This is a genomic window from Campylobacter sp. BCW_4323 (genome assembly GCF_001763115.1).
Classification (GTDB): domain Bacteria; phylum Campylobacterota; class Campylobacteria; order Campylobacterales; family Campylobacteraceae; genus Campylobacter_D; species Campylobacter_D jejuni.
In genome coordinates this window covers 1-13,804 of sequence record NZ_MJYC01000064.1, presented here as the reverse complement: position 1 = coordinate 13,804, position 13,804 = coordinate 1, and the positions used below count along the sequence as shown (strand labels likewise).

At 26.0% G+C, this 13,804-nt stretch carries 15 protein-coding genes and 1 pseudogene; 9 read left to right on the top strand and 7 right to left on the bottom strand.

Translation table 11 applies throughout. The features are described from left to right. Window positions 1-16: 16 nt before the first annotated feature. Together AJN60_RS05935 and AJN60_RS09385 are read right to left on the bottom strand one after the other, a co-directional pair. Window positions 17-943 (bottom strand): class I SAM-dependent methyltransferase, encoded by a 927-nt coding sequence (locus tag AJN60_RS05935; RefSeq protein ID WP_070286085.1) that lies wholly within the window; start codon window positions 941-943, stop codon window positions 17-19. 110 nt (window positions 944-1,053) lie between these two features. Next, the gene (locus AJN60_RS09385) at window positions 1,054-1,221 is read right to left on the bottom strand and encodes a sugar transferase (protein ID WP_079861555.1); all 168 of its coding nucleotides are present in this window, start codon (window positions 1,219-1,221) and stop codon (window positions 1,054-1,056) included. A gap of 113 nt (window positions 1,222-1,334) precedes the next feature. Between AJN60_RS09385 and AJN60_RS05930 the strand changes: the two genes are divergently transcribed. Genes AJN60_RS05930 through AJN60_RS05900 form a run of 7 tightly spaced genes read left to right on the top strand, consistent with a single transcriptional unit; the run spans window position 1,335 to window position 8,386 of the window. Further along, window positions 1,335-1,733, top strand: a complete 399-nt coding sequence (locus tag AJN60_RS05930) for an HAD-IIIC family phosphatase (protein WP_070286084.1) — start codon at window positions 1,335-1,337, stop codon at window positions 1,731-1,733. Next, window positions 1,730-3,253 (top strand): capsular biosynthesis protein, encoded by a 1,524-nt coding sequence (locus tag AJN60_RS05925; protein ID WP_070286083.1) that lies wholly within the window; start codon window positions 1,730-1,732, stop codon window positions 3,251-3,253. The genes AJN60_RS05930 and AJN60_RS05925 overlap by 4 nt, the downstream gene beginning before the upstream one ends. Continuing rightward, complete coding sequence (locus AJN60_RS05920; RefSeq protein WP_070286082.1) at window positions 3,250-3,972, top strand: glycosyltransferase family 2 protein; 723 nt, start codon at window positions 3,250-3,252, stop codon at window positions 3,970-3,972. Before AJN60_RS05925 ends, AJN60_RS05920 begins: the two co-directional genes overlap by 4 nt. Continuing rightward, window positions 3,965-4,303 (top strand): nuclear transport factor 2 family protein, encoded by a 339-nt coding sequence (locus tag AJN60_RS05915; RefSeq protein WP_070286081.1) that lies wholly within the window; start codon window positions 3,965-3,967, stop codon window positions 4,301-4,303. The genes AJN60_RS05920 and AJN60_RS05915 overlap by 8 nt, the downstream gene beginning before the upstream one ends. Window positions 4,304-4,312: 9 nt before the next feature. Next, a complete protein-coding gene (locus AJN60_RS05910) occupies window positions 4,313-5,344 on the top strand; it encodes a radical SAM/SPASM domain-containing protein (RefSeq protein WP_070286080.1) in 1,032 nt (343 codons plus the stop codon). Further along, window positions 5,337-6,476 (top strand): class I SAM-dependent methyltransferase, encoded by a 1,140-nt coding sequence (locus AJN60_RS05905; RefSeq protein ID WP_070286079.1) that lies wholly within the window; start codon window positions 5,337-5,339, stop codon window positions 6,474-6,476. The genes AJN60_RS05910 and AJN60_RS05905 overlap by 8 nt, the downstream gene beginning before the upstream one ends. Continuing rightward, a complete protein-coding gene (locus tag AJN60_RS05900) occupies window positions 6,470-8,386 on the top strand; it encodes a capsular biosynthesis protein (protein WP_070286078.1) in 1,917 nt (638 codons plus the stop codon). The genes AJN60_RS05905 and AJN60_RS05900 overlap by 7 nt, the downstream gene beginning before the upstream one ends. Here AJN60_RS05900 and rsmD read toward each other — a convergent pair. The 3 genes from rsmD to AJN60_RS05885 are packed head-to-tail and all read right to left on the bottom strand — an operon-like array spanning window position 8,381 to window position 10,522. Beyond that, the gene (rsmD, locus tag AJN60_RS05895; protein WP_070286077.1) at window positions 8,381-9,076 is read right to left on the bottom strand and encodes a 16S rRNA (guanine(966)-N(2))-methyltransferase RsmD; all 696 of its coding nucleotides are present in this window, start codon (window positions 9,074-9,076) and stop codon (window positions 8,381-8,383) included. The two genes, AJN60_RS05900 and rsmD, sit on opposite strands and share 6 nt — an antisense overlap. Next, window positions 9,069-9,452 carry an ornithine carbamoyltransferase gene (locus AJN60_RS05890; protein WP_070286076.1) on the bottom strand — a complete coding sequence of 128 codons (384 nt, stop codon included), beginning with the start codon at window positions 9,450-9,452 and terminating at the stop codon, window positions 9,069-9,071. The genes rsmD and AJN60_RS05890 overlap by 8 nt, the downstream gene beginning before the upstream one ends. Then, a complete protein-coding gene (locus AJN60_RS05885; protein WP_070286075.1) occupies window positions 9,449-10,522 on the bottom strand; it encodes a DUF5644 domain-containing protein in 1,074 nt (357 codons plus the stop codon). The genes AJN60_RS05890 and AJN60_RS05885 overlap by 4 nt, the downstream gene beginning before the upstream one ends. 86 nt (window positions 10,523-10,608) lie before the next feature. On the opposite strand from AJN60_RS05885, the gene AJN60_RS05880 reads away from it, so the two are divergent. Further along, window positions 10,609-11,430 (top strand): thiamine-phosphate kinase, encoded by an 822-nt coding sequence (locus AJN60_RS05880; protein WP_070286074.1) that lies wholly within the window; start codon window positions 10,609-10,611, stop codon window positions 11,428-11,430. After that, window positions 11,399-12,517: a tRNA pseudouridine(13) synthase TruD gene (gene truD, locus AJN60_RS05875; RefSeq protein WP_070286073.1), complete on the top strand. Its 1,119-nt coding sequence runs from the start codon at window positions 11,399-11,401 to the stop codon at window positions 12,515-12,517. Before AJN60_RS05880 ends, truD begins: the two co-directional genes overlap by 32 nt. On the opposite strand, the gene AJN60_RS05870 is transcribed toward truD, so the two are convergent. Together AJN60_RS05870 and AJN60_RS05865 are read right to left on the bottom strand one after the other, a co-directional pair. Further along, entirely contained in the window at window positions 12,510-13,472 is a 963-nt protein-coding gene (locus tag AJN60_RS05870; protein ID WP_070286072.1) for a radical SAM protein, read from the bottom strand. The genes truD and AJN60_RS05870 overlap by 8 nt on opposite strands. Beyond that, window positions 13,472-13,804, bottom strand: a pseudogene (locus AJN60_RS05865) (glycosyltransferase family 2 protein); the annotation flags it as partial. The pseudogene AJN60_RS05865 and the gene AJN60_RS05870, both read right to left, overlap by 1 nt.

Sequence of the window (13,804 nt, the reverse complement as noted above, 5' to 3'; positions counted from 1 at the left end):
GTTTTGGTTATAAAAATTATTTTTGAAGTAAAATATTTTTTTCTGTGGTAATAATATCTCCTTTATATCCTTTTTCTCTTAAAGATCTTATAATTTCTTCTTCATATAAAGGCGCTGCTATAATAATGACTTCAAGGTCTTTAAAATTTTCTATATTTGGTTCTTGAATGATAATTGAAGAATTTTGCAAATACATTCCTTGTTTTCTTACGTCAAGATCGAAGCATTTTTTAATTTTAATACAATTTGCTTGATTGATATAGCAAGGCAAAGAGCAACCTTGAGAGCCAGCTCCATAGATTCCTATAGAATTATAGTTATTTAATAAATTATTTAATTTTTGAATGTTTAAACTAAATTTCTCGGCAATATTATTAAATAATTCTATTGGATATAGGGTATTTTGTGGTTTAGATAACTCTTTTTTAAAAATTAAGCCTAATATATCGCCATTATGTAAAATTATATCTTCTAGTAAAGTAAAATTAAGTTTTAACATCACATTAATAATTGTGTTTTTTGAGTAGTATCCACAATGATCATTATAAATATCATAAAATCTAGAGTATTGAACTGATTTTGAAAAATTTGGAATTTCTATATACACTAATCCATCATTTTTCAGTAGTTTTGCAACATCACTTAAGAAATCAAATGGAGTGTTAATATGTTCCAATAAATGTCTAAAAATTATTAAATCAATTTTATCTTTTAATGTTGTTTTTAATGTATTAAAATTAAAAAACCCTTGTATATGTTTAAGATTATTTATATTTTCCATTTCTAAAGAAACTAAAGATGGATCAATGGTGTACATAAATTTTACATCATGTATGAGAGCATTTACCATGTCTCCGCTTCCTGGAGCGATTTCTAAACAAGTACTGTTTTTGTTGATATATTTTAAACAATTTTCTTTGATTAATTTTATCGTATTATTCATAGCTTTTGATACTATTTTTCTAGAAAGGTAGGTTTTGTTTTGATATTCTTGTGAGATTTTATTTAAGTCGAATGTAGAATTAAATACATAGCCACAACTTTTACATTGTACTAGAGTGATAATATTATCACCTTTACAATATCCCCCCCCCCGCTATCACTATCATCAAGATTATTAATAAGTTGTTTAGTATCAAATTTTACAGTTGAAGTAAAAGCATTTAAAGTCTTAAAAAGTTCTTTTTGATTGTTTTTGTTTTGACATAATGGACAGTGCATAATTTTCCTTTTTTATAAAATTCTCTTAAATTTTTCCATTTATTATACTAAATTATGTTAATATGTTTGTATAAAAAAATAAATATAAAATTATAAAAAACAAGTGTAAAATTATGAAAACATTACTTATTGATTTAGATGGAACTTTAACAATTGATGAAGAGAATGCTGATTATATTGATAAGAAACCAAATCTTGATTTAATTCAAACTTTAAAAGAGTATAAAAAACAAGGTTTTAAAATCGATATTTTCACAAGTCGTAACATGCGTACATTTAATGGTGATCTTGAAAAAATTAAAATTCATACTTTGCCTACAATTATCACTTGGCTTCAAAAACATGATGTACCGTATGATGAGATAATCATAGGTAAACCTTGGTGTGGGTATGATGGATTTTATGTGGATGATAAAGCCATTCGTCCGTCTGAATTTATAAGTTTAAATTATGAGCAAATTAAAAAGCTTTTAAAAAAAGAAAACCCTCATAAAGATGGTGGCAATAAATGATACTCATAACTTCTGCAAAATATTCATCTTCTGATTTTACTTTAGAATTTGGGAAAATCCCTCCATCTTTCTTACCACTTGGTAACAAAAGATTGTATGAATATCAAATAGAGCTTTTTAAAAATTTTAATCAAAAAATTTTTTTATCCCTACCCAATGATTTTAAGTTAAGCAAATTTGATGAGAAAAAGTTAAAAGAATTTAATATTGAAATTTTATTTGTGCCAAATAATTTATCTTTAGGTGAATCTGTGGTTTATTGTTTAAATGTTTGTTGTACTTTTGATGAAAAACTTTATATTTTACACGGGGATACTTTTTTCAAAGAACTTGTCTTCAAAGAAAACTCTTTACAGGTTGCAAAAGTTAAGGAAAATTACGATTGGGCTTATTTAGATAATGAATTTAATGTATTATCAAAAACATTAGAAGATGATTTGATTTTAGCAGGAGCTTATAGTTTTTCTCATCCTCAGTTTTTGATAAAATGTATGGTTGAAAGTAGTTATTCTTTCGTGGACGGCATGAAATCTTATTCTAAAGCTTATGCTTTTGATATTATAAAAAATGATACTTGGCTTGATTTTGGTCTTATAACAAGTTATTTTCACTCCAAAAAAGCTGTAAGCACGCAAAGAAATTTTAACAATATAGATATTTTAAATGGCTATATAAAAAAGTCTTCTTCTTGGCAAAAAAAAATAAAAGCAGAGATTAATTGGTTTGATAATTTGCCTAAAGAACTATTTATCTATACTCCTAAAGTTATAACTTATGAGGATAGTTATGAAATAGAATATCTTTGCAATAATACTTTAGCAGAATTATATGTTTTTGGAAAATTACCTAGTTATGTTTGGAAAAGAATATTTAAATCTTTAAAAGAATTTTTAGATAAGTTGCATTCTTTTAAAAGCAATAATAAAGATATAAATTTTAATTGTAAGGAAAAAACTTTAAAAAGATTGCAAGAATTTAGTAAACAAAGCGGAATTAATTTGCAAAAAAATATTGTTATCAATTCAAAATCTTATCCAAGTATTTTGACTTTAGTAGATAAGCTAGATTTTTATATGAACGATATAAATGAATTTTCATTAGTACATGGAGATTTTTGTTTTTCAAATATTATGTATGATTTTAGAGCTGGTGCTATAAAAACCTTTGATCCAAGAGGGTTTGATTTTAATGGAAAAATTACTCCTTATGGAGATAAAAAATATGATTTTGCAAAATTGGTTCATTCTGTTTTTGGGCTTTATGATTTTATTATTGCAGGATTTTTTGAGTGTAAAGTTAATAGCGATAATATAGAGTTTTTTATAGAAGAAGATAAAAATATTTTGGATATTCAAAAAGAATTTTTAAATATATTTAATATAGATGATAATATTAAAACTTTGACTTTGCATTTGTTTTTATCTATGTTGCCTTTGCATAATGATTTTAAAGAAAAGCAAATGGCATTTTTAGCAAATGCTTTTATACTTTATGATAAATTTTTTAAGGAGAGCAAATGATTATAATCTTTCCTATGGCAGGACTAAGTAGTCGTTTTGCAAAGGCAGGCTATGATAAACCTAAATATATGCTTGATTTAAAAGGAAATAGCGTATTCTTTCACGCTGTAAATGGTTTTAAGAAATATTTTAAAGATTTTAATTTTCTTTTTATATATAGAGATATTGAGAATACTAGCAATTTTATAAAAGAAGAATGTGAAAAATTGGGAATAAAATCTTACAAAAGTGTAAGATTAGAACAAGAAACTTTAGGTCAAGCTCATACGGTAAGACTTGGATTGGAAAGAGCAAATATTAAAGATGATGAAAGTATTTTGATTTTTAATATTGATACTTTTAGACCAAACTTCTCTTTACCTGCTACTTTGGATTTTTGTAAAATTGATGGTTGTTTAGAGGTATTTGAGGCAGATGGAGAACAATGGAGTTTTGTTTTAGCTGATGAAAATGAAAATGTAATTAAAACCGCAGAAAAAGAAAGAATTTCAAATCTTTGTAGCAGTGGGCTTTATTATTTTAAAAAAACAAAAGATTTTAAAGAAATTTTTAATAGAATGAAAGCTGAAAATGATTTTACCAAAGGAGAATTATATATAGCTCCTATGTATAATTATCTTATAAAAAAAGGCTTACTTATAAAATATCATAAAATTTCATTAGATGAAATTGTATTTTGCGGAACGCCTGATGAGTATGAAAGGATAAAAGATGCTTAGGGAACTAACAAAAAAATATATTACTGCCTTTAATGATAAAAATTTAAAAGAAATAGCAATCTTGCTAAATGATAATTTTATACTAGAGGATCCAGTTGTAAAAAGAATAGAGGGTAAGGATAAATGTTTATTAGCAATACAAAATATTTTTAAAAGTTGTAAAGAGTTAAACTTTAGTGCGAAAAATATTTTTCAAGATAAAGATACAACTTTTATAGAATTTATCTTAATACTTGATGGTATTAGAATTGAAGGTGTGGATATTATAGAATGGAAAGATGGAAGAATTGTTGAGCTTCGTGCTTATCTGGATACTAAAAATAAAAACTAAGGAGAAAAAATGAGTGAGTTAAAAAGAAATAAGACATCATTTACAGGTGTTTATGGTAGTGAAAATATGAATAATCTTGCTAAGATTAAAGATGAAAAAAAATGGGTTTCATATAGGGAAATGTATGATAAAGCTTCTAAATTAGAGTTGGTTCCAAATTTTCCTATTCAAATTGATTTTGAGTTAAATGCCACTTGTAATCTTAGGTGTCCAATGTGTCCTTTATCTGTGGAGTCAAATAATGAAAAAAAACATTTTCAAATTTCTTATGATTTATTTTGTAAAATTATCGATGAAGGTGTAGTAAATGGTTTACAGTCTATAAGACTTAACTATTTAAATGAGCCTTTATTAAGAGACGATTTAGAAAACTTTATTCGTTATGCTAAGGATAAAGGAGTGTTGGATATTTATTTTTCTACTAATGGAACTTTATTAACTAAAGAGAGAGCAAAGAAATTAATTGAAGCAGGTCTTGATAGAATTCAAATATCCCTAGATGCAAACTCGCAAGAACTTTATGAACAAATGAGACCTGGAAGTAATTATAAAAAAGTTGTTGATAATGTTTTAAATTTGATTGAGTTGAAAAAAGAAATGCAAAGTTTAACTCCTTTGGTCCGTGTAAATTTTGTTCGAACTGAAATTAATGAACATGAATTGGATAATTTTATGTCTTTTTGGAAAGATAAAGCAGATATGATAGGTGTTCAAGAGATGGTTAAGCCTCCTAGGAGTAAAAAAGAAATAAAAAGTAAAACTACTGAAAAAAAATCTGAATTCCAGTGTTCATTTCCATATAAAAATCTAGTAATCACGGCTGAAGGAAATGTTCTTCCTTGTTGTACGTTTTATGGTGATGAAATGCCAATGGGTAATATACATGATTTTTTAAAGAGTGAAGAGGCAAAAACCAAGGGCATTATAGAATATTTTTGGAATCATACCAAGATTAATCAATTGAGAGATTTGCATAAAAATTGTAAGTATTATAAACATTCTATTTGCAAAAAATGTGTTGAAGGTGCTTTGTATGAATGATATAAAATTTATTAAGCGTCAAAAATGTACTATAAATAACACGGAATTAGAGCTTTTATCTAGAGATGAATTTCCTTTGTTTTGTGGTTGTGTTGAAAGTGATTTAAAAGATGATTTGATTTGTAAGCAAGAATGGGTTATTTCTAAAGAAGGTGTGATTCAGCTTAAAAATCTTATTCCTTTGGAGGTTTTATATGCAAATGGACATGATGCTGGTGTTGTTGGAGCTCTTTGGGAAGAGCATCATAGAGAATTTGCAGATTTTATCATAAAAAGTAACCCTAAGAGTGTTTTAGAGATAGGTGGAGGACACGGAAAGCTTTCACAAAATTGCTTAAATTTAGCCGATATAAAATGGACTATAGTTGAGCCTAATTCGAAAAATAAACATAAAAATGTTGATTATATAGATGGATTTTTTCATAAAGAAATTTTTAATAATAGAAGCTTTGATGCTATTATCCATAGTCATACTTTTGAGCATATTTATAATCCTCATGAATTTTTAGAAGAAATTTCTTCTGTTTTGATGGCGGGGGGGGGTAAGATGATATTTTCATTACCAAATATGGAAAAATGGCTTGAAAATAAATTTACAAATTGTCTTAATTTTGAACATACCATATTTTTAAATGAAAATATTCTAGAGTTTTTACTACAAAAGCATAAGTTTAAGATAATTCAAAAACAGTATTTTAAAGAACACAGTATTTTTTATCATGTTTGCAAAGATGAAAGTGTCAATACTCAAAATATAGTTTTGAAAAATGAATATGAGAAAAATAAAAAGTTATTTTTGGATATGAAAAAATATTATCAAGAGAAAATTTTATATCTAAATGAAATTTTAGAAAATACTACTAAAAAAGTTTATCTTTTTGGAGCACATTTATTTGGGCAATATTTGATTTTTCAAGGTTTAAATATTGAAAAAATTATAAATATTTTAGATAACAATCCAAGCAAGCAAGAAAAAAGACTTTATGGAACAAAATTTATAGTAAAATCACCAAAAATCCTAAAAGATCAAGATGATTCCTTGGTGATTTTAAATGCTGGTATTTATAATAATGAAATAGAAAAAGATATTTTGGAGAATATTAATAAAAACATAAGGATTTTAAAATGTTAATTTCCAAAAAAATAAATGATCATATTTACCTACAAAAAGAGATTGGTTCTTGGAATTTTGATTTAGTAAACCAAATTTATGGGAATATAAATTTAGATTATAATTTGTTTAGTGACAAGTTAAGATATTATTATTTAACAGGGCAATTTATTTTACTTTTAGAGATTTGTATTCAAAAAAAATATCAGTTTTATATTATTTCTTGGATAGGGGAAATGTTTGATAATGTTATTACATTGGATAAATTTATAGCATTGTTAAAAGATATTATAAATAAACCACAATCTGACTATTTGTTGCAAAATTTTTTAGAAATTGATTCTGGTGCTAAGGTCAATTTTTATTTAAATTATTTATTAGAAAATAATGGATCTATAGAATTAGATCAAATTTATCCTATTTATGCATCTGTCATCCATCATCATAATAACGAAATTGTATTTGCATATTTTATTTCTCGTTTAATAGATTTTATTAAGAAAGAAGAAAATCAAGAGAAAGTAATCCCAATGAAACCTCTAGATTTTACTTATCTTTTGATGTGTAAAATGTATTATACAAATTCAGATGGCGCAAAATATTATTACGATATTCTTACCAATCTTATAAGATCATGCTTAGCTCAAAAAAATACTTTTATTGAATATGTAAAACCTAGAGTGGCAATTTGTTTTTTTGGAATTTTAAGAGGTGATTGGGAATTATCTATAAAGGCAAATATTAAAAATGTTGCACAAGCTCTAAATGCTGATTGTTTTTTATTTTCTTGGGATGAGGAGCAGCTATGGCCTAGTTTAGGAGGTGGGGGTAATTGGATTGAGAGAAAATTTGACGCTAATTTTGCTAAAAAAATTGGAAAAATAGGAGATAAAATATTTTTATTTGACAATTTTAGACATACTTTTTTAAAGCTTGATTCAGAATATTTAAAAAATTTAAATTGTTCAGATGTAAAAAAAATAAAACAATATTTTAAAAATATTAAATTAGAAAAACAATCAAATTTAAATTTAAGTTCATCTGTAGAAAAATTTTATTACGGAATTTATCAAAGTTTTGAAGTTATGAAAGAATATGAAAGGCTATATAATTTTCAATATGATTTTGTAATTAGTACAAGAGTTGATGTCGATATATTGCTAAATGAAAGTTGTATTAAAAATTTTTATGAGATGAAATTTTATGAAATTTGTGACAGCCATATTGGAGATGGAACTGGAACAGGATGTGTTTTTGGTGGTAGGGAAGCTATGGAAAAATATACTTCCTTGTATTGTTATATGGATAAATTAAAAGGAAGATTTGTTAATTATAAACTTGATAATCATGAAATGTTTTTTAAATTTAATATTTATAAAAACATAAAAAATGTATTTGTCAATCTATTGCAAATTAATATTTGGGGCAAAACAAGAGTTGGTAATGGGTATTATTTTCCAAATATAAAAAATGAATTAAAAATGGATATAGAAAAATTAGAAAACAAATTTAGTAAACAAGAGATTGATTTATTTATAAAATCCTTTTCTATAATAGAAAAAAGGTTTAAACCGATGAGTTCAAATGTTAAAGTTTTTAATAAGCATACCGGACTAGTAAGCAATAATTATAAAATACCTCTATCTTATATTATAGGAAATAAATTAATTAAATCATCAAAAAAATCTTATTTTTATTTATTTAAGTCATTGATAACGCTAGCTTATTTTTCTAAAAAATATAAGATTAATCCAGAGTATACCACAGATTATGAAACTTTAAAAAAATATAAAAATAGTTTTTCTTTTAAAGTAGGAAGTCAATTTATTAATGCTCATAAGAATTGGTATAAAGGCGGATATATTAAGTTTATATTTAAGGATATTCCTAGATTAAAAAGAGAATTTGATAATAAAAAATATAAATTATAACGATATAGGTTTTTTATAAAAACTCAAACTTGTTGATCCAAATTTCTTTTCTTTGACTTTTTGAAAATTTTGGATTTTTTCGGGAGTTTTTATGGTTGAGTGGTGTTCAAAAATGATTAAATTTAAAGTCTTTAAATCTAAATTTTCTAAAAAATGATAAATTTTTTCATAAATATCGCTAAAACCTTCTCTGATATCAAAAGGTGGGTCAAGATATAAGATGATTTCATTTTTTGAATTTTCTATGAGTCGGGGTAAAATTTCAAAAGTATTTGCATGGATTACTTCTAAATTTAGATCTATGTTTTTAGCATTTTCTAAAGCAATTTTATAAGCTTTTACATCAAGTTCTATAGCATAAGATTTTAAAGCATAATTACTTAGTGCTTCAGTCGCCATTAAAGCACTTCCACCAAAGGCTTCAATGAAAATTTTATCTCTTAAATCTTCTCTTATTACATTAAAAACACAACTTTTTACTATGCTTTTAGTGCTTCTTGTTGTTGTAAGACTAGGTAAAAGTAGTTTTTTCCCTTTGTATTTACCACTTTCTATATTTGTATAAAGCTTTGTTTCTTTGATTTTTTTTATTTTTTCTTTAGGGGAACTAATTTCTTGTTTTTGAAGAAATTTTTTTCTTTTTTCATTGTGATTAAAAAAGTCTTTCACGCTTATAAATTCATCATTCATCATTAAGTGCTTTTACGAGTTTGTTTTTAAGATCTTTTATGGCAAGATCGATTTTATTTTCATAATCTTTTTTAAATTCCAAGGCAATAGCGTCAATTTTTTCTTCAAGCAGTCTTTTTTGTTCAAGTGCAAGTTGTAAAGCTGCTGCTTTTAAAACATTGTCAAATTCATTTAAAGACTCAAACAAGGCTTCTTTGCTAAATGGCACGCTTAAAAATGGAGAGTTCTTAGAGATGATAAATAAGGGTTTTGCGGTATGAATTTTTTCATCGCTAATGATAAAATCACAATCTTTTTTCATCACCAAATGATCTTTTAAAAAAAGTTCTAAAGTTTTTTCTATGATGAGATCTTTGCATTCTAAAGAGATTTTCATATCAAACTAACCTTTAAAGTGTGATTTTTTAATGATGGAGCTTGTATACCTTGAATAAGAGCTAAAAACTCAAAACGGCTCAAAATATAAAAGTCTTCAAATTCCCTTCCACTTGTTTGCATAAGTTTTTTAGCGCAAGTATCAAAAAGATAAAAATCCTTTTCTTCTTTTACTACCATAAAATCAGCTCCGCTATCATAAGCGTCCAAAACAATATCTGCAGCCATTTTATAGCTTAGTGTAGGATTTAAATTCAGTAAAGTAAAGCCATTATTTTTTATACTGTTTTCATAGGAAATAAATTTAGCCTCAAGTTTGGATTTTAAAGTATCACAAGCATTAAAACCATAAAAAGCTATATTGAAATCTTTAAAATTATGCTTAATTTCCTTAAGTTCTTTAATCTCATTATCAAAAGCATTGGTTTTAGGTAAATCAAAGTGTAAAATATTTTTATCAAAAAGCCCTAAATTTAAAATTTCATTCTGTAGGTTTTTGATCGTTGTTTCTAAAATTTCATTTTTACTTTCAAGGTGATAAAAAATACCCTTTTCTTTATCTGCTAGAGTTTTTAAAATTTCTATCTTTTTTTCAGGATATTTTTCTATCATTTTTGAGGCCAAATAAAACACTCCATCGCCCATATATTCAGGAAGATAGTCTAAAATTTCACTTGCATAATATAAATAATCATATTTTGCATAAAGCTTTTTATCCTCTTCATCGCCAAATTTTTCAAGATATTTGTATTTGTCTAAAAAATCATTTTTATCAATGATAAGATCTTTAATAGCTCTTTTTGTACTTAAAGGCTCGATACAAAGATTAAAATCAAATTCTTTTGCTATTTTTTCTAAAGGTGTAAAAAGTGGTATGATTTGCTTATTTACAACTATGTAAGTATCTTCATCTTTATCAAAATCAAAATAAATATCATCATCTTGAATTTGCAAAAGCAAATCATAAAAACTTGCAAAATTTTCATAATTATCATAAATATAAGGTTTATAATAAGCCTCATAATCCTTGGTTTTATCAAATCTAAAAATTCTTAATTCTAATTTTTTCATGGTTTTTCCTTAAATATTTGTATATTATATAAAATTTTTCTAAAATTCACTAGAATTTAAAAGGAAATTTTATAAAATCACGCATTATGAACAAAGAAGATTTTATTATCAAAGTTTTTTTAAATGAAAAAAATGGCGATGATGGAGCTATTATTGATGATTGGTGTTTTAGCAAGGATTTGTTTTTTGAAAATGTGCATTTTAAAAGAGAGTGGCTTAGCTTAGAGCAAATCGCTACAAAAGCAATGCTTGTCAATATCTCAGATGCCATTGTGATGAATGCTGTACCAAAATACGCACTTTTAGGACTTGCTTTACCAAAAAATTTAAGCGAAAATGAGATCAAAGCCTTGCAAAAAGGTTTTTTAAAAACAGCTAGGAAATTTAATATAAAAATCATAGGCGGCGATACTATAGGCAATGATAAAATAGACATTAGTCTTACTATCATTTCAAAGATCAATAATAAAGCTGTTTTTAGAAAAGGTTTAAAAAAAGGACATTTACTTGCTTATACAGGAAAATTAGGACAAAGTTTAAAAGGGCTTGAAATTTTACAAAATGGGGGTGCTTTAAAACCAAACCATGTATTTATAAAGCCAAAATTAAGAGCTAGTTTTTTTTATGAAGTCGCACCTTTAATTTCTTGTGCTATGGATATTTCAGATGGTTTAAGCAAGGATTTATCAAGACTTTTAGCCTTAAATAAATGCGGTATTTCTTGGTTTAAAAAACTTGATGATTATACGCTTTATAGCGGAGAAGAATATGAAATTTTGTTTGCTTTTGATGAAAAAGAACGGCAAAATATAGAAACAATAGCCAAAAAACACGGCGTGAAATTAAATATCTTTGGAAAAGCAGTGAAAGGAAAATATGAATTTAGCGGAAGGGAACACCATTTTTAAGCCTTTGTATAGTTTAAAACACAGTCCTATTAATGCGTATTTTAGTAAAAATAGCGATGATTTTGTAGTGCGTGAAAGGCCTTTGTATGAATTTAGCGGTAAGGGCGAACATCTTATTTTGCATATCAATAAAAAAGATTTAACCACAAATGAAGCTTTAAAAATTTTAAGTGAAGCAAGCGGGGTTAAAATAAGAGATTTTGGTTATGCAGGGCTTAAAGACAAGCAAGGATCAACCTTTCAATACCTTTCTATGCCTAAAAAATTTGAGAGTTTTTTGTCAAATTTTTCTCATCCTAAACTTAAAATTTTAGAAACTTTTATCCATGAAAACAAGCTAAGAATAGGGCATTTAAAAGGAAATTCTTTTTTCATACGCTTAAAAAAAGTTTTACCAAGCGATGCTTTAAAACTAGAACAAGCTTTGATGAATTTGGATAAACAAGGTTTTGGAAATTATTTTGGCTATCAGCGTTTTGGAAAATTTGGGGATAATTATAAAGAAGGGCTTGAAATTTTGCGTGGCAAAAAGATGAAAAATGTAAAAATGAAAGAGTTTTTAATTTCAGCTTTTCAAAGTGAGCTTTTTAATCGCTATTTGAGCAAAAGAGTGGAGTTATCACATTTTTCAAATGATTTTAGTGAAAAAGAATTGATCCAAATTTATAAAATCTCCAAAGAAGAAGCTAAAGAACTTAAAAAACAAGAACAATTTTTTAAGCTTTTAAAAGGCGAGGTTTTAGGGCATTATCCTTTTGGAAAGTGTTTTTTATGTGAGAATTTAAGCGTTGAGCTTGAGCGTTTTAGGGCAAGAGACATTAGTGCTATGGGACTTTTAATCGGTGCTAAGGCTTATGAAACAGGAGAAGGTTTGGCTTTAAATTTAGAAAATGAAATTTTTAAAGATGCTTTGGAGTTTAAATCCAAAATGCAAGGTTCAAGACGCTTTATGTGGGGATATTTAGAAGAGTTAAAATGGCGTTATGATGAAGAAAAAGCTCATTTTTGTATAGAGTTTTTCTTGCAAAAAGGCTCTTACGCCACTGTGGTTTTAGAAGAAATTTTGCATAATACAATCTTTAGTTAACTGCATATTCTGTTATGTTTTTTGTACTATGACACCAAGGTCTACAATCCATTTTTGAAATGGCACAATATCTACAGAATGGCAAAGGTTTGGATATAAAGTTTAATATTTCATCGTAACTTGTAATTTTTTTAAGTTCAAGATAATCTCTATTAGAAATTTGCAAATTTTGCTTAAAGTAGCTATTAAAATATTTGATATTTGCTACTATGGGACATGGGTATACTATACCATCCTTTATTTGTATTCTTATATTAGCTCTGTGACAAATTGTAAAATTATCGAATGGATCGCTATCGCCTTTTAAATTTAAAGCTGTTTTAAAACTGGTTTTTTCTATGTTTTCATCATTGAAAAAAGATAGTGTTATGTTATATTCTTTGCATTTTTGTTTAATATTTTCCCAGTCAATTTTCAAGGGATATTTTGTAGGTCTTAGGATGATATTATTTTCTTCTAAAGCTTTCCAGAAAGAATTATCTTGTTTTGGGAGTAAAATTCCATTAGTAATTAACCAAATTGAGTTATTTTTAAAATGTTTCCTTAAAATATAAAAATATTCTTTACAATCTTTATTCATCAAAGGTTCCCCTCCTGCTAAATAAAACTGTTCTACCATTCCTTCGGTAATGTGAAATATTTTTTGCACATCTTTTTCAAATTGATTTAATTCATAATAGCCTTTTTTAGCTATCTGAGAGAAATTATCGCAACTAAAACAATTTAAATTACAGTGTTCTGCTAAATGAAAACTAATACCGTGTAAAAAAGGTCTAGGAGTAATTTTTTTAATTTTTTCTGTTATACTCCCCCCCCCCGTTGTCATATTGTTTAATAAAATATTATTTATTTTTTCTAGTTCTGTAATTCTAGATTGCAATTCTAAAATATGCTTATATTTCTTTTTAGTCTGTAGTTTTTTTACTAGTGATAATAGCCATTGTTTTAGTTTCATTAATTTTTCCTTTTTAAATTTTGTATGTTAATTAACCAAAATTTAATATACCCACCCCTATACCAATTTTTACTAGCCTTAATAAATTCTTCTCCTAATTTATAAGTAAAACATTCTTTTTCTTTTAAAGCTTCATTATAATCAGGATAAGTTTCTAAAGGTGGTAAAGCTAAATTTGGATTTTTCTTTACTTTAAATTTATAAGCCTTTTGTTCTTGTTTATGTGAAATAACAATGCTTAATATTATAAAAGGTAAAGATAAAAAACCGAATACACTTTTAGAATTTAAAATCAAAGCTTGTCCTAGTTTATAAGAAAGTTGGTTTTGAAT

What these genes read in the sequence shown, in the direction of transcription:
- AJN60_RS05935 (WP_070286085.1), bottom strand. Translation starts at nt 943, where the DNA reads ATGAATAATACGATAAAATTAATCAAAGAAAATTGTTTAAAATATATC.
- AJN60_RS09385 (WP_079861555.1), bottom strand. Translation starts at nt 1,221, where the DNA reads ATGCACTGTCCATTATGTCAAAACAAAAACAATCAAAAAGAACTTTTT.
- AJN60_RS05930 (WP_070286084.1), top strand. Translation starts at nt 1,335, where the DNA reads ATGAAAACATTACTTATTGATTTAGATGGAACTTTAACAATTGATGAA.
- AJN60_RS05925 (WP_070286083.1), top strand. Translation starts at nt 1,730, where the DNA reads ATGATACTCATAACTTCTGCAAAATATTCATCTTCTGATTTTACTTTA.
- AJN60_RS05920 (WP_070286082.1), top strand. Translation starts at nt 3,250, where the DNA reads ATGATTATAATCTTTCCTATGGCAGGACTAAGTAGTCGTTTTGCAAAG.
- AJN60_RS05915 (WP_070286081.1), top strand. Translation starts at nt 3,965, where the DNA reads ATGCTTAGGGAACTAACAAAAAAATATATTACTGCCTTTAATGATAAA.
- AJN60_RS05910 (WP_070286080.1), top strand. Translation starts at nt 4,313, where the DNA reads ATGAGTGAGTTAAAAAGAAATAAGACATCATTTACAGGTGTTTATGGT.
- AJN60_RS05905 (WP_070286079.1), top strand. Translation starts at nt 5,337, where the DNA reads ATGAATGATATAAAATTTATTAAGCGTCAAAAATGTACTATAAATAAC.
- AJN60_RS05900 (WP_070286078.1), top strand. Translation starts at nt 6,470, where the DNA reads ATGTTAATTTCCAAAAAAATAAATGATCATATTTACCTACAAAAAGAG.
- rsmD (WP_070286077.1), bottom strand. Translation starts at nt 9,076, where the DNA reads ATGAATGATGAATTTATAAGCGTGAAAGACTTTTTTAATCACAATGAA.
- AJN60_RS05890 (WP_070286076.1), bottom strand. Translation starts at nt 9,452, where the DNA reads ATGAAAATCTCTTTAGAATGCAAAGATCTCATCATAGAAAAAACTTTA.
- AJN60_RS05885 (WP_070286075.1), bottom strand. Translation starts at nt 10,522, where the DNA reads ATGAAAAAATTAGAATTAAGAATTTTTAGATTTGATAAAACCAAGGAT.
- AJN60_RS05880 (WP_070286074.1), top strand. Translation starts at nt 10,609, where the DNA reads ATGAACAAAGAAGATTTTATTATCAAAGTTTTTTTAAATGAAAAAAAT.
- truD (WP_070286073.1), top strand. Translation starts at nt 11,399, where the DNA reads ATGAATTTAGCGGAAGGGAACACCATTTTTAAGCCTTTGTATAGTTTA.
- AJN60_RS05870 (WP_070286072.1), bottom strand. Translation starts at nt 13,472, where the DNA reads ATGAAACTAAAACAATGGCTATTATCACTAGTAAAAAAACTACAGACT.